10 protein-coding genes and 3 tRNA genes are annotated in these 16,083 nt (G+C 34.7%); 7 read left to right on the forward strand and 6 right to left on the reverse strand.

All coding sequences use genetic code 11. The features are described from left to right. The first annotated feature begins 20 nt into the window (after nucleotides 1-20). Complete coding sequence (locus tag ACNQGX_RS04560; RefSeq protein WP_417974432.1) at nucleotides 21-4,511, forward strand: T9SS type B sorting domain-containing protein; 4,491 nt, start codon at nucleotides 21-23, stop codon at nucleotides 4,509-4,511. Nucleotides 4,512-4,855: 344 nt separating this feature from the next. On the opposite strand, the gene typA is transcribed toward ACNQGX_RS04560, so the two are convergent. Further along, nucleotides 4,856-6,652, reverse strand: coding sequence for a translational GTPase TypA (gene typA / locus ACNQGX_RS04565; protein WP_417974434.1), 1,797 nt, complete (start codon nucleotides 6,650-6,652; stop codon nucleotides 4,856-4,858). A gap of 173 nt (nucleotides 6,653-6,825) precedes the next feature. On the opposite strand from typA, the gene ACNQGX_RS04570 reads away from it, so the two are divergent. Together ACNQGX_RS04570 and ACNQGX_RS04575 are read left to right on the forward strand one after the other, a co-directional pair. Beyond that, nucleotides 6,826-8,541 (forward strand): PAS domain-containing sensor histidine kinase, encoded by a 1,716-nt coding sequence (locus tag ACNQGX_RS04570; RefSeq protein WP_417974436.1) that lies wholly within the window; start codon nucleotides 6,826-6,828, stop codon nucleotides 8,539-8,541. Then, nucleotides 8,541-8,948 carry a response regulator gene (locus ACNQGX_RS04575; RefSeq protein WP_417974438.1) on the forward strand — a complete coding sequence of 136 codons (408 nt, stop codon included), beginning with the start codon at nucleotides 8,541-8,543 and terminating at the stop codon, nucleotides 8,946-8,948. Before ACNQGX_RS04570 ends, ACNQGX_RS04575 begins: the two co-directional genes overlap by 1 nt. 156 nt (nucleotides 8,949-9,104) lie before the next feature. On the opposite strand, the gene rpsT is transcribed toward ACNQGX_RS04575, so the two are convergent. From rpsT to proS, 5 genes are all read right to left on the reverse strand, one after another. Then, a complete protein-coding gene (gene rpsT / locus ACNQGX_RS04580) occupies nucleotides 9,105-9,356 on the reverse strand; it encodes a 30S ribosomal protein S20 (RefSeq protein WP_035673520.1) in 252 nt (83 codons plus the stop codon). Between the two features lie 32 nt (nucleotides 9,357-9,388). Next, nucleotides 9,389-9,460, reverse strand: a tRNA-Glu gene (locus ACNQGX_RS04585). Between the two features lie 39 nt (nucleotides 9,461-9,499). After that, nucleotides 9,500-9,571, reverse strand: a tRNA-Glu gene (locus ACNQGX_RS04590). 47 nt (nucleotides 9,572-9,618) lie between these two features. Next, nucleotides 9,619-9,690: transfer RNA gene (locus tag ACNQGX_RS04595), tRNA-Glu, on the reverse strand. Between the two features lie 78 nt (nucleotides 9,691-9,768). After that, on the reverse strand, nucleotides 9,769-11,247 hold the full coding sequence (gene proS / locus ACNQGX_RS04600) for a proline--tRNA ligase (protein WP_417974440.1): 1,479 nt from the start codon (nucleotides 11,245-11,247) through the stop codon (nucleotides 9,769-9,771). A 101-nt stretch (nucleotides 11,248-11,348) separates the two neighbouring features. On the opposite strand from proS, the gene ACNQGX_RS04605 reads away from it, so the two are divergent. The 4 genes from ACNQGX_RS04605 (at nucleotide 11,349) to ACNQGX_RS04620 (ending at nucleotide 16,060) form a co-directional block, all read left to right on the forward strand. After that, nucleotides 11,349-12,365, forward strand: a complete 1,017-nt coding sequence (locus ACNQGX_RS04605; RefSeq protein ID WP_417974442.1) for a hypothetical protein — start codon at nucleotides 11,349-11,351, stop codon at nucleotides 12,363-12,365. A 55-nt stretch (nucleotides 12,366-12,420) separates the two neighbouring features. After that, on the forward strand, nucleotides 12,421-14,007 hold the full coding sequence (locus tag ACNQGX_RS04610) for an OmpP1/FadL family transporter (RefSeq protein ID WP_417974444.1): 1,587 nt from the start codon (nucleotides 12,421-12,423) through the stop codon (nucleotides 14,005-14,007). Between the two features lie 226 nt (nucleotides 14,008-14,233). Then, complete coding sequence (rimO, locus tag ACNQGX_RS04615) at nucleotides 14,234-15,547, forward strand: 30S ribosomal protein S12 methylthiotransferase RimO (protein WP_417974446.1); 1,314 nt, start codon at nucleotides 14,234-14,236, stop codon at nucleotides 15,545-15,547. A gap of 39 nt (nucleotides 15,548-15,586) precedes the next feature. Next, complete coding sequence (locus ACNQGX_RS04620; RefSeq protein ID WP_417974448.1) at nucleotides 15,587-16,060, forward strand: hypothetical protein; 474 nt, start codon at nucleotides 15,587-15,589, stop codon at nucleotides 16,058-16,060. The last annotated feature ends 23 nt before the right edge of the window (nucleotides 16,061-16,083 follow it).

Below are 16,083 nucleotides of genomic sequence, written 5' to 3' on the forward strand. Positions count from 1 at the left end.
AATTTTGCTATTTTTAGCACATGAAAAAAACATTACTCTTACTCATTACCCTTTTTTCCATAAGTTGTTTCTCGCAGTTTAGTAAAACACATTATATTCCGCCTTTAACAGCGCAAAATAACTTAGCCGAAGATCATTACTTATATATCTCTACACCAAGTATAAAAAATGTTAATTTCAAAATTATTGAAATTGGTGGAAATATTATAACGGGAGTCGTTAAGAACAGTACTCCGTATCCATATCCTATTGGTCAAGGAAACGATACCCAGTTATTTATTCCTAAAACACAAATTGGGAAAGTTAGCAACAAGGGATACATAATTGAAGCCGAAGATCTAGTTTATGTGAGCGTTAGGGTAAATGCAGGTAAAAACGTTACACTCAATGGAGTTATTACATACGTACACGCAGGTGGTCTTGTATCAAAAGGAAACAGTGCTTTGGGTAAAGAATTTAGATTAGGAGCAATGCTCAATCCACTTTATGATACAAGTTTATTAAATTTTGCTTCAATACTGTCAACAGAGAACAATACCAAAGTCACTATTTCGAATATTGAAATCGGTACAAGGCTTTCAAATGGCACCACTATTTCGGAACCAATAGAAGTTATTTTAAACAAAAATGAAAGTTATGTTTTGGCTTTGGAGAATTATAATAATTCAACTTCCAATAGCTCCAAAATGATTGGCGCATTAGTAGAATCAGACAAACCTGTTGTGGTCAATTCCGGTTCGTTTGCAGGAAGCAATAGTGCACTTATTGGTACCTTTCAAAACGGCACAACTGGCCCAACGGGTAGAGATGTAGGTTTTGACCAAATTGTCCCAACAGATAAAACTGGTAAGGAATACATTTTTGTAAAAGGACTTGGAACTGATGAAATTGAACGGGTTTTATTGATTGCAAATGTAGATAATACTAAAGTTTACCTAGACGGTATAACTCCTTTTGCAACTATTAATAAAGGAGAATACGCTGATATTGATGGAAGTAAATTTACCAATGGAAATTTATATGTTAGAACCTCCGAAAACGTATCTGCTTATCAAAGCATTGGAGGAAACGATTTCGCTGCCAATCAAAATTTATTTTTTGTACCACCTTTAAATTGTGCAACGCCAAGCATTGTTGACAATATTCCTTCCATTGAATCGATAGGAAGTACATTCTATAATGGTGGGTTAAATATTGTGACTGAAGCAGGTGCTACTGTAACCATAAATAACAATCCTATCAATAGCACCGCTGTTCCTGTAACAGGAAATACAGATTATGTGAGATACACCGTATTTAATCTGACGGGGAATATTGCTGTAAAATCCACGAGACAAGTCTATGTTTCTTACTTTGGGACAAATGGCGCAGCAACTTATGGTGGTTATTATTCCGGATTTGATACGAAACCAGAAATTGTAACTGATAAAATTGCAGTATCTAATTCGGCATGCATACCAAATGTTGTTCTAAAAATCAGCACTTTATCTTCTTATGATACTTTTCAGTGGTATCAAAATGACATTCTTATTCCTGGAGAAACTTCAAATTCATACACACCTACTCAACCTGGTTATTATCAAGTAAAAGGAAGTATTGTGGGTTGCCCAAGTACAGTTCCTATTTTCTCCGACAAAATCCCCGTGAGCGATTGCCCATTAGATTCCGATAATGACGGAACAAATAATAACATTGATATTGACTTAGATAATGATGGGATACGCAATGATATTGAAGCAGGAATCCCCTTGTTGAACCAATCCGACCCTAAAAACAGTTCTGATTATACGGGAACAATTAGTGGCGATGGCACCATCATTGGAAAACCTTATTATGGTTTTGTATCCGAAGTTCCTGCTGGAAAGACTAAAAATGTAACTTACACTCTTCAATTCAATGCTCCAACGAGTCTACGTTTTAACTATATGACTTTTGACAGCAGTACCCAAACCACTGATGTTTCCGATTATCTAAATGCGGATGGTGATTTTATTTTGCGGGTTCCAACAAACAAAACACTTACCTTGATGGATCCATTAAATGAATTACTAGTTGACACTAATTATGATGGAATTTATGAAAGTGGAGTTTCCGAATTCTCATCTTTTGAAATCAGATTCAGATTAAAAAGTACAATTCCTGCCATACCGGGTTCTAGTAGATTTTCGATTTCTAGTTATCTCACCGATTCGATCACATACGAGCATCAAAATTTATCAGAAACCACAGCCAACAAAGCTACGTTTTCAATGTTAATCACATATTCAACAGACAATGATTTAGACGGAATTCCAGACTTATTAGATCTAGACAGCGACAATGACGGAATTCCAGATACCATTGAGGCACAAGGAAAAGGCTTCAAAGTTTTTTCTGGCATTGACACGAATAAAGACGGATTAGATGATGCTTTTGAACCTGGATTAATTAAAATTAACACCGACAATGATTACAGTAACTTTCCTATGTCCGACGTACTTGACTTAGACAGTGATAACGACGGGATTTTTGACTTAATCGAATCTGGCAGTACTGTTATTGATGCCAATAAAGATGGAATTATAGATGGCACTGCTACTGCTTTTGGTGCAAATGGTTTATTTGACGGACTAGAAACGAGTCCGGATAGTGGTAAACTAAATTATACCATTACTGATACCGATTCAGATGGAACTTTTAATTATATCGATTTGGATAGTGATAATGATGTTTGTTTTGATGTCACTGAAGCTGGTTTTAATGACCCTAACAATGATGGAATATTAGGAAACAATCCCGTTACTATTAATGTTAAAGGAAAAGTCACGAGTGGTATAGGTTATTTGACTCCAAATAACAATTACGTAATTGCTGCGCCAATAGAAATCACTTCTCAACCTCAAGTTGCGCCAACTTGCGAATTAGAAAACGCAACAATTACAGTACTTGATAATGGCGGAAATACCTATCAATGGCAATTGTCTACTGACGAAATAAATTGGAATAACATTTCAAACAATGCTACTTATCAAGGTGCCACAACAAAAACCTTAATGCTCATAAAAGTGACCAATGTAATGAATGGTTATAAATACAGAGTGAAACTGGATAAAATTGGAAATTCATGTGGCTTGATTTCTTCTCAAACAACATTGACTGTTTATCGTTTACCTGTGATAACTACTGCTACCATTGTTCAATGTGATGATGATACGGATGGCTTTTCTGATTTTAATTTAACGGTGAAAAACAATGAGATATCGTCAAATTCCACATCCGAGACTTTTACCTATTACACTTCACTTTCAGGGGCTAAAACAGCAGATGTTGGGAAATTAATTTCTAATCCTTTAGCATTTACAAATACAACCTCGGGTGGTATGCCGGTTTGGGCAAGAGTAAAAAATACTAATGGATGTAGTAGTGTCGTTCAAATTACCTTAGTGGTTTCTACTACCCAAATTCCAGCTTCATTCAGTCGTACTTTTTCCACCTGTGATGATTTAGGAGCAACTAATGACGATACTGATGGAATCGCTACCTTTGATTTCAGTAGTGTAGCCACTGATATTTCAGCTATTCTTCCTTCATCGAGTTCTTCTTATTCGATAAAATTTTATAAAAATGAAGCAGATGCTTTATCAGAAAATGATGAAATAACAAACCCATCAAATTATACAAATAGTGGATATCCAAATGAACAAAAAATTTGGGTCCGTGTGGAAAGCACATCAGACAATGCATGTTATGGCTTGAGTCCAAGAGTTACTTTAAAAGTAAATCCAAAACCTAATATTGATACAAACGATGATTTTGATGAGAATGAATTAGTTTGTTCTAACCTTCCCACTTTCTTTGTAAAATTAGATTCTGGAATTCAAGACAGCACTCCCAGTACTGACTATACTTACGTTTGGTCAAAGGACAATGTTGTTTTAACAGCTGAAACTGGTTCAACATTAGATGTGAATACAGAAGGTGATTATACGGTAGAAGTTAGCTCACTAGCCGGTTGTAGCAGAACCCGAACTTTAAAAGTAACCGCTTCGGATATAGCAGAAATAGGAACTATTTCAATTATTGATTTATCAGATGTAAATTCAGTAACGGTTAACGTAACGGGACAAGGACAATATGAATATAGTCTGGACGCACCTTCTGGACCTTTTCAGGATTCAAATTTCTTTGATAATGTATCTGCCGGAATTCATGAAGTATACGTTAATGACAAAAATGGTTGTGGAACCGTGAGTCAAACAATAGCCGTAATTGGTGTTCCAAAATTTTTTACTCCAAATGGAGACGGATACAATGACTATTGGAATGTAAAAGGAATAAATGCAAATTTCAATGAAAATTCAATCATCTATATTTTTAATCGTTATGGTAAGCTTTTAAAACAAATTACTGCCTCTAGTCAAGGTTGGGATGGTACCTTTTTGGGTCTACCCTTATCTGGAGATGATTATTGGTATGCCATAAAATTGGATGACGGCAGGGAAGCTAAAGGACATTTCAGTTTAAAGAGGTAATAAAAATAATATGACTATCGGAACTAATACCAGCAATAATTTTTGCCACAGATTTAAAAGGATTTTCACAAATTAATGAAAAAAATGAATTAGATCTATTGGAAAAATTCTTTTAAATCTGTGGCAAAAAAAATTGAAGTTAGTCCACAAAGCGGACACTCATAAAAAATAATATCTGTTTCATTTCGTCGAAATTGACAAAATCACAACAACTTTATCCAGTAAATTTTATACTAAAATGTTGTGATTTTTTTTACAATAATTTATTTTCAAGAAAAAAGTAAAACGCATAAAAAAAGCCATTCGAATTAACGAATGGCTTTTATATTTAAAAAAAATAAAAATTAGAATTTAAATCTTTTTCTATCTGTTTCTGTCAAATATATTTTTCTCAAACGAATAGATTTTGGAGTTACCTCAACATATTCATCTTTTTGAATATATTCTAAAGCTTCTTCAAGAGAGAAAATAACTGGAGGAATAATTCTAGCTTTATCATCATTTCCAGAAGAACGAACGTTAGATTGTTTTTTCTCTTTAGTCACGTTCACACACATATCATCGCTACGAGAGTTTTCTCCAATTACTTGACCTTCGTAAATTTCATCATTAGGATTAACGAAGAATCTACCACGATCTTGCAATTTGTCGATAGAATAAGGAATAGCTTTTCCTTTTTCCATAGAAATCAATGAACCTTTGTTACGTCCAGAAATTTCTCCTTTGTAAGGCTCATATCCTATAAAACGATGTGCCATAATAGCCTCACCAGCGGTAGCAGTAAGCAATTGGTTACGCAATCCAATAATTCCACGAGATGGAATATTGAATTTTATAATCATACGCTCACCTTTAGTTTCCATACTCAACATTTCTCCTTTACGGAAAGAAACAAACTCTACCGCTCTTCCCGAAAGAGTTTCTGGTAAGTCGATTGTCAATTCCTCAATAGGCTCACATTTTTTACCATCAATTTCTTTGATGATAACTTGTGGTTGACCGATTTGTAACTCATACCCTTCTCTTCTCATTGTTTCAATAAGAACAGATAAGTGAAGTACTCCACGACCAAAAACCATAAACTTATCAGCTGAATCAGTTTCACCCAATTTCATCGCTAAGTTTTTTTCCAATTCTTTATTCAATCTATCTCTAATATGACGAGAAGTTACAAATTTACCCTCTTTACCAAAGAAAGGAGAGTCATTAATTGTAAACAACATACTCATCGTAGGCTCGTCAATATCGATTGTTTTCAAAGCTTCCGGGTTTTCAAAATCAGCGATAGTATCTCCAATTTCAAATCCTTCAACACCTATAATTGCACAAATATCTCCAGCAATTACTTCTTGTACTTTTTTACGACCAAGACCTTCAAAAGTATGAAGTTCTTTAATTCTAGATTTCATTACAGTACCGTCTCTTTTTACCAAAGAAATTGGCATACCTTCTTTCAAAACACCTCTTTCCAGACGACCGATAGCGATACGACCTGTAAAAGCAGAGAAATCTAATGAAGTAATCAACATTTGTGGTGTTCCTTCAGATACTTTAGGAGCAGGTACATTTTCAATAACCATATCCAACAATGCTTCAACATTATCAGTTACGTTTTCCCAATGATCAGACATCCAGTTATTTTTAGCAGATCCGTAAACAGTTGGAAAATCCAATTGCCATTCTTCAGCTCCTAATTCAAACATTAAGTCGAAAACTTTTTCATGCACTTCTTCCGGAGTACAGTTTTCTTTATCAACTTTATTAATTACAACACAAGGTTTAAGACCTAAGTCAATGGCTTTTTGTAATACAAAACGCGTTTGTGGCATTGGCCCTTCAAAAGCATCTACAAGTAGACAAACTCCATCCGCCATGTTCAATACACGTTCTACCTCACCACCAAAATCGGCGTGACCAGGAGTATCGATAATGTTGATTTTTGTTCCTTTGTATACTACAGAAACATTCTTTGAAGTAATGGTAATACCTCTTTCACGCTCTAAGTCGTTGTTATCAAGGATTAAGTCACCTGTGTTTTCGTTATCACGAAATAACTGACAGTGATACATAATTTTATCAACCAAAGTTGTTTTACCGTGATCGACGTGGGCAATAATTGCAATGTTTCTAATAGATTCCATCTGTGATTTTTAATGGGTGCAAAGGTACACTTTATTTTGATATAAAAAATATTTATGCAATAGTTTACATATTGTTAACGCATTAGACACAAAAATAGGCCTTTAAAAAAATCTCAAAAAATAAGTTACGAATGTTGTTTAATAATTTCGCAATAATTAATTATATTTGAGTAATGAAAAGCAAAACCAAACAAGTAATCATCATCTACATTCTCTCCGCAATGTTTGTAGCTATTGTTAGTCATAAATTATTACAACAATATATTTCTGATTCAAATCATCCATTTTACACTTTTACAAAAGACATTCTATTTGTCTTTTTGACTGGAATAATTTTCAATCTTATTTTATCTAAAAACGACACTAGAAACATCGCCATTTTTGAAAAGCTTAAAAATACAAATGACGAAATTAAGGAGTCGAATGAAAAATACAACATTGTAGCTAAAGCAACCAGCGATACTATTTGGGATTGGAAAATACAAGAAGATAGCTTTTCTTGGAATAAAGGAATTGAAAGCGTTTTTGGCTATAGAGAAAATGAAGTGGGAGATAGTTCTAAATGGTGGTTTGATAAAATTCACCCTGAAGACAGTATTAAAATGTCTATTAAACTATACTCCTTTATAGAACAAAAAACCGAAAACTGGCAAGATCAATACCGTTTCAAATGTGCTAACGACACTTATAAATATGTTCTAGACAGAGGATTCCTCCTGAAAGATGAAACAGGAAAAGCCATTAGAATGATTGGAGCCATACAAGACATAACAAAACAAAAAGAGGAAGAACAACGGCTTAAATTACTGGAAACTGTAATTACCCAATCCAAAGATTCTATCATAATCACCGAAACTAATTCTATTGACGAAAAAATCCCTAACATCATCTATGTAAACCCTGCTTTTTCTATTATGTCAGGATATGAATCTGGTGATATAATAGGAAAATCTCCGAATATCTTCAACAGTCCAAATTCTGATAGTAATGAACTCGAAAAACTATTAGCCGCAATAAAAAACAAAGAGGAATGTCTTGTAGAAACAATCAGTCTGACAAAAAACAAAGAAGAATATTGGGTTCGTTTCTCCATGATACCAATTTATAATTCCGACAATGAACTTTCCCACTGGATTTCCATTCAAAGAGACACAACCGAAGAAAAAAAACAAGAAAAAGAAAAAGAACAACTTATTCGGGAATTAACTCAAAACAACAAAGACTTAAAACAATTTTCTTATATAACTTCCCACAACCTCAGAGCTCCGCTATCAAACTTAACAGGCTTACTGAACTTACTGGAGGACATTCCTATCGAGAACCAAGAATTAAAGGAAATTTTAAATGGCTTTAATAAATCTACTCATTTATTGAATGACACTATCAATGATTTAGTAAAAGTTATCATTATAAAAGACAACCCTTCCATTCAAAAAGAAGCCGTTTTAATAAAAGAAATCTTTGAAAATGTTTTCAGCCAGCTTAATTTTCAAATTGAATTATACAAACCCATCATAAAGCTCAATTTTGAAAATGTCTCTATCATAAACATCAATAAAGCCTATATAGAAAGCATATTATTGAACCTTTTGACAAATGCCATAAAATACAAATCCGAAAACAGAAAACTCAAAATAACTATTACCGCCAGTGAAATTGATGATACCGCCGTATTAACATTTAAAGACAACGGCATTGGTATCGATTTAGTGCGAAATAAAGATAAAATTTTTGGACTTTATCAGCGTTTTCATAATTACCCTGACAGCAAAGGTCTGGGATTATATCTGGTAAAATCGCAAGTTGAAACTATGGGAGGAACTATTAGTATTGAGAGCGAAGTAAACAAAGGAACCACATTTACATTAACATTTAAAAATAAACAATAATGTTAGATCAAATTTTATGTATTGATGACGACCCTATAACACTTATGTTATGCAAAAAAGTAATCATCAAAGCGTCTTTTTCGAATGAAATAATCACATCCCAAAATGGAGAAGAAGCGCTTAGCTACCTTAATACTTTAAAACACACTAACACTGAAAGTAAATCAAAAAAACATCCTCAATTAATTTTTTTAGATTTAAACATGCCGGTAATGGGAGGATGGGAATTCTTGGATCATTTTAATAGCGAAGCATTTTCTGAATTTAAAAACACAAAGGTTATCGTCCTTTCCTCAACAATAGACCCCGAAGACTTAGAGAAATCCAAAACCTACCCTATGGTCATTGATTTTCTATCGAAACCTATTACCCTAACAATGCTTGAATACTTAAAAAACAAAATCTAAAAGCCCAATGGTTATTGATTTTTTTTTAAACCTAACATACTCTAGTAACACCTGAATACTTTAATAAAAAAAAAAAAAACGAATTTCAACAAATGACATAAAAAAAGCTCCCAATATAATTGGGAGCTTTTTTTATAAGTAGATAAATTGTGTTACTTACAATTTAGCAACATGCTTCGTTAATTTAGATTTTAAATTAGAAGCTTTATTATCATGAATGATGTTCTTTTTAGCTAATTTATCAATCATAGATATAACGCTTGATAATTTAGAAGTAGCATCTGTTTTATCAGTAGCTATTCTCAAGGCTTTGATAGCGTTACGAGTAGTTTTGTGTTGGTATCTGTTTAATACTCTTCTCTTTTCGTTACTTCTAATTCTCTTTAAAGCTGATTTATGATTTGCCATTTTATTATTTTTTTATCTTTTACAAATTTTTGTAGTCCGTAAGGGAATCGAACCCCTGTTACCAAGACGAAATCTTGGCGTCCTAACCCCTAGACGAACGGACCATTATCCCCTAAGTTTTTATCAATCTAATATTGAAATCGTAGCCCGTAGCGGAATCGAACCGCTCTTACATGGATGAAAACCATGCGTCCTAACCGATAGACGAACGGGCCATTTCTCCCTCTAAGTTCAGGAAAACTTTAACATGCAAAAAAAATAGTAGCCCGTAGCGGAATCGAACCGCTCTTACATGGATGAAAACCATGCGTCCTAACCGATAGACGAACGGGCCCTGCTTCTCTAATGCGGATGCAAAAATACAACTATTTTTGAGACGTACAATAGCAGAGGCAAAAAAAAATTATTTTTTTTAATATGCCTTAGCAAACAACACCCTTCCTACAGAAGGATTCCCAGTAAAAACACAGCTTCCCGCCTCTTCTACTCGGTCCAAAGGAATACATCTAATGGTCGCTTTAGTCAAGTCTTTGATCTTCTCTTCAGTTGCTGCAGTTCCATCCCAATGTGCTGATACAAAACCTCCTTTAGTATCTAAAACCTCTTTAAACTCTTCAAAACTGTTCACTTCAGTACGATGCGTATTTCTATAATTTAATGCTTTTTCGAACAATTCTTTTTGAATTTGTTCCAATAAATCGCTGATGTAAGTCGCAATTCCATCTTTAGAAACTACTTCTTTAGTCAATGTATCTCTTCTTGCTACCTCGAAAGTTCCATTTTCTAAATCTTTTGGACCTACAGCAATTCTAACAGGAACACCTTTTAATTCCCATTCCGCAAATTTAAAACCAGGCTTCTGAGTGGTTCTGTCATCAAATTTCACGGAGATCTGTAATTTTCGCAAAGCTGCAGCCAAAACAGTTACTTCTGCAGTTATAGCAGCTAATTGCTCGTCTGTTTTATGAATAGGAACAATCACCACTTGAATAGGCGCTAAATTAGGAGGCAATACCAATCCTTGATCATCTGAATGCGTCATCACCAATGCTCCCATCAAACGAGTTGAAACACCCCATGAAGTTCCCCAAACATATTCCTGCTTTCCTTCGGCATTAGCAAATTTAACATCAAACGCTTTAGCAAAATTCTGACCTAAGAAATGTGAAGTTCCGGCTTGCAACGCTTTCCCATCCTGCATTAAAGCTTCGATACAATACGTTTCTTCGGCTCCGGCAAAACGTTCCGTTTCGGTTTTCATTCCTTTTACAACTGGAATTGCCATGAAGTTTTCGGCAAAATCAGCATACACATTCATCATTTTCTCTGATTCTTCAATAGCCTCTGCTTTTGTAGCATGAGCCGTATGCCCTTCTTGCCATAAAAATTCTGCTGTTCGCAAAAACAATCGGGTTCTCATTTCCCAACGTACTACATTGGCCCATTGATTAATCAATAAAGGCAAATCTCTATACGATTGAACCCATCCTTTATAGGTAGACCAAATAATAGCCTCACTTGTAGGACGAACAATTAATTCTTCCTCTAATTTTGCATTAGGATCAACCATAAGTTTCCCTGGCTTATCCGGATCATTTTTTAATCTATAATGAGTAACAATAGCGCATTCTTTTGCAAATCCTTCCGCATTTTTCTCCTCAGCCTCAAACATACTCTTAGGAACAAATAAAGGAAAATAAGCATTTTGATGCCCTGTTTCTTTAAACATTCGATCCAACTCCGCTTGCATTTTCTCCCAAATCGCATAACCGTAAGGCTTGATAACCATACAACCTCTAACTCCTGAATTTTCGGCTAAATCGGCTTTTACAACCAACTCGTTATACCATTTTGAATAATCTTCTGATCTTGTAGTTAAGTTCTTACTCATATTGAATAGTTTGGCACAAATTTTGCATTAATAATTTTAAATAAATAGTTCAGCAAAACTAACTATTTTTGTAATGTGCAACAATAAAAAACTCCTTATATATGAAAACTAGTACTCTTTCCTCCCAAAACCCAACAATATATTACATTGTTGGATTTTTGAGCGTCTTGTTGACATCTTGCGGCTCCTACCAAAACAGTTCTTACTATGATTCTGACGGAATTTATGGTAACACCCCAAGAAAAGCTGTTGAAGTAGAGACGCAAAATGCTCCTAATAATCAATATAAAGACTACTTTGGGTCTTTACAAAACAACAATCAACCCGTTGAAATTTTTACGGATGTAGATAATTACAACGATTATAGTTTAGAAAACGACAGCTTACAAGACAATAGCACAAACTATCCCGGCTGGGGCAGCAATCCTCAAACCGTAAGTATAAACGTCTACGACAACAGTTGGGGAATGAATAATTGGTATGGAAATAACTGGGGATCGAATACTGGTTATGGATGGGGATGGAACATTGGTTTCGGATGGAACAGCTGGTACGGTAACAATTGGGGTTGGAATAATTGGCATGGAAACAACTGGTACGGAAACAATTGGGGCTGGAATAACTGGCATGGAAATAATTGGGGATACCCAAATTACTACAACAATAGAACTTATTCCTATAACGCAAGCAGAAGAGGTTCCTCCTACACCAACAACACCAGCAGTAATAGAAATTACAGCACCCGAAATTCAGCAAATTATTCAAGAAACCAAAGCAATACGGTTAGCAGAAGATCTAATAATTCAAATTACAGAGGAAATACCAATACTGATCTCAGAAGAAATACTACAAACGGATTCAATAGAACAAGTCCAACATTTTCAAGAAATCAAGGACAATCACGAAACAATTCTTACAACAATCCAAGCAGAAGATCAAACACGAATAGTACCCGCAGCGAAAACAACTCTCCTGCCAGATCATATACTCCAAGTTCAAGAAACGATAACAATTCCAGATCATACAGTCCTAGTTCAAATAGTTCCGGATCAAACAGCTCCGGGAATTCTGGCGGCGGTAGATCATCCAGTGGCGGCGGAAGAGGCGGCAGAGGATAATAATTCTTTCTATACATTCCTATTTTGATATTAAATTAAAACCTACGAATTAAAAATGAAAAAATATATACTTTTATTAGCTTTAGGCTTCTCTGCAAGCGTTGCTCAATCACAAGAAATCTCAGATGCCATGCGTTACGCGCAGGATAACCTGAACGGAACAGCTCGTTTTAGAGCAATGGGCGGTGCTTTTGGAGCCCTTGGCGGTGATTTATCCTCTCTGAATGTAAATCCTGCGGGTTCTGCAGTATTTACAAACAACCAAATGGCCCTTACCTTAAGTAATTTTGATACAAAAAATAAGTCCAATTATTTTGGCAGCACAGCAAGCGAAAAAAACAATTCCTTTGATTTGAATCAGGCGGGTGCAGTTTTTGTTTTTAATAACAGAAACTCAAACAGCAATTGGAAAAAGGTTTCATTGGGTGTTAATTACGAAAACACGACTAATTTTGACAACGGAATTTTTTCTGCCGGAACCAATCCAAACAATTCTATAGATCAATATTTTTTGAGTTACGCCAACAATTCCAATAATGGAGCACCCATTCCGCAACAGTTTGTAAATAGAGAGCCAGGAGAATCTATTTCTGACTTATATTCATTTTTAGGAAGCAATCTTCCTAATAACCAGTATCCAAATTTAAATGGATTTGCAGCGCAACAAGCAATGATAGCATTTTATAATCAAGGTTTTATAATCGATGCTACTGATATAAATGACCCAAACAGTTCATATTTCTCGAATGTTCCTGCGGGAGGTAATTATTATCAGAAAAATTCTATTTACAGCACCGGATACAACGGAAAATTATCTTTTAATGCCGCAACATCATACAAAGACAAATTATATATTGGACTGAATTTGAACTCCCATTTCACTGACTTTCACAAATCATCTACTTTTTACGAAGAGAACAACGCTCCATTAACAGCTGATTACACTGTAACCAATTTACGTTTTGAAAATGACTTATACACTTACGGAACAGGATTCTCCTTTCAACTGGGAGCGATTGCAAAGGTTTCTGATGAAATTCGTTTAGGCCTGGCTTACGAATCATCTACATGGTATAAATTAAATGATGAACTATCTCAAAAACTGGTTGTAGTAAGCAGCGCAACAAATCTGGATGACACCAATGACGTAGTAGATCCTCAGGTCGTTAATATTTACGAACCCTATAAACTACAAACTCCAAGTAAGCTAACTGGAAGTTTTGCTTATGTTTTTGGAAAATCCGGCTTGTTAAGTGTTGACTATGCTATTAAGGATTACAGCAATACTAAATTCAAACCTGAAAACGATTCTTATTTTAATAGTCTAAATAGTGATATGAATTCAATATTAGACACTACAGGCGAACTAAGAATTGGTGCTGAGTATAAAATTGAGGCTTTGAGCTTAAGAGCAGGATATCGTTACGAACAAAGTCCTTATAAAAACGGAGTTACTATAGGTGATTTGACCGGTTATTCAGCAGGTTTAGGATACAGTTTTGGTTCTACAAAAGTAGATTTAGCGTATTCTTACGCCAAAAGAAATTCACAACAAGGATTTTTTAATCAAGGATTTACTGATGCCGCCAGTATTGATGCCATAAACAACAATGTTTCAGTAACATTATTATTTGAATTGTAATCAATCCGAAAACTAAAATTTAAAATCCGTTTCGTTATCATGGAACGGATTTTTTTTTTAGCCCTGATAGCAGCGGCATCCTTTTTCTGGCTCCTTTAGCCAGAAAAAGATAGAGCGGATAGCAGGAATAGCTCCATAAAACACTTGAAAAGAAACTGAAACAAGTTCAGTTTGAATAAAAAATTGTAATTTTGCAAAATTCCCAAATTATCGGGATTCTAATGTTATGAGAACTAAGTCTTTAAAAAAGAATAAAATCAACGTAATCACTCTTGGGTGTTCGAAAAATGTGTATGACAGTGAAGTGCTAATGGGACAGCTTCGCGCAAGCGGAAAAGACGTTACGCATGAAGCGCCGGAAGCTGAAGAGGGAAATATTATTGTAATAAACACTTGTGGATTTATTGATAATGCTAAAGCAGAGTCAGTAAATATGATTCTGGAATATGCTGACAAAAAAGAAAGAGGATTGGTTGACAAAGTATTCGTTACCGGATGTTTATCGGAACGTTACAGACCTGATTTAGAAAAAGAGATACCAAATGTAGATCAGTTTTTTGGAACTACAGAGTTACCACAATTATTGAAAGCTTTGGGCGCTGATTATAAGCATGAATTATTGGGAGAAAGATTGACTACGACCCCAAAAAATTATGCCTATTTAAAAATTTCCGAAGGTTGCGACAGACCGTGCAGCTTTTGTGCAATTCCATTAATGCGAGGAAAAAACGTTTCACAAACTATTGAAAAATTAGTTAAAGAATCAGAAGGATTAGCTAAAAACGGCGTCAAAGAATTAATCTTGATTGCTCAGGACTTAACCTATTACGGCTTAGATATTTACAAAAAAAGAGCTCTAGGAGAATTATTGGAAGCGTTGGTAAAAGTAGAAGGAATCGAATGGATTCGTCTGCATTACGCCTTCCCTACCGGTTTCCCAATGGAAGTATTGGAAATCATGAAGCGCGAGCCTAAAATTTGTAATTATATTGATATTCCGCTGCAACACATTTCAGATTCTATTTTGAAATCAATGCGTCGCGGAACAACTCAGGAGAAAACAACAAAATTATTGAAAGATTTCCGTGAAGCAGTTCCCGGAATGGCTATTCGTACGACTTTGATTGTAGGATATCCTGGAGAAACGCAAGAGGATTTCAACATATTGAAAGATTTTGTTCAAGAAATGAAATTTGACAGAATGGGTTGTTTTGCTTATTCACACGAAGAAAATACGCATGCCTACTTACTGGAAGATGATGTTCCAGATACCGTAAAACAAGAGCGTGCAAACGAAATCATGGAATTACAGTCACAAATTTCTTGGGATTTAAACCAAGAGAAAGTGGGACAAACATTCAAATGCATCATCGACAGAAAAGAAGGTGGACATTTTGTAGGAAGAACTGAATTTGACAGTCCAGATGTAGATAATGAAGTCTTGATTGACGCATCAAAACATTATGTAAAAACGGGTGAGTTTGTAATGATAAAAATTATTGAAGCAACAGAATTTGATTTGTACGGAGAACCCGCATAATTTTCTTAAGACGATTTTAATCCATTTTAAAAACTAAATATGAAACCATTTCAATCACTATTAATCATCGTATTTGTATTATTATCTACAAATATAATTTCTGCACAATATGGAAATGGCGGATACAATAATGGTTACGGGAACGGTTACGGAAGTAATCGCAGGATGAATAGTGGAATGGATCAATCCAGAACTCAGGAAAAACCAAAAGAAATTCCCGTTGAAGTAACGGTTGGAAAAATAATGGAGCGACTAAAACCGGAACTCATTCTTGATGAACTTCAGGCAATTGCAATCTCTAATATCTTGAACGAAAGTATAAGAACACAAGGCATGCTTATAAAAGCTGAAGTTAGCCAGGAAGACAAAATAAAAAATATTCAAGCTCTTTCAGAAACTACTGATAGAAAAGTAATGGAATTATTAAACAAAGACCAGAAGGAAAAATATATCGCTCTAAATGAAGAAGCTAAAAATCCAAAAAAATCGAAATCTAAAAAAAAATCTAATTAATCGATTTTAGTCTGTTGCTAAAT

Source organism: Flavobacterium glycogeni (assembly GCF_048286775.1).
In the GTDB taxonomy this organism is placed as follows: Bacteria; Bacteroidota; Bacteroidia; order Flavobacteriales; family Flavobacteriaceae; genus Flavobacterium.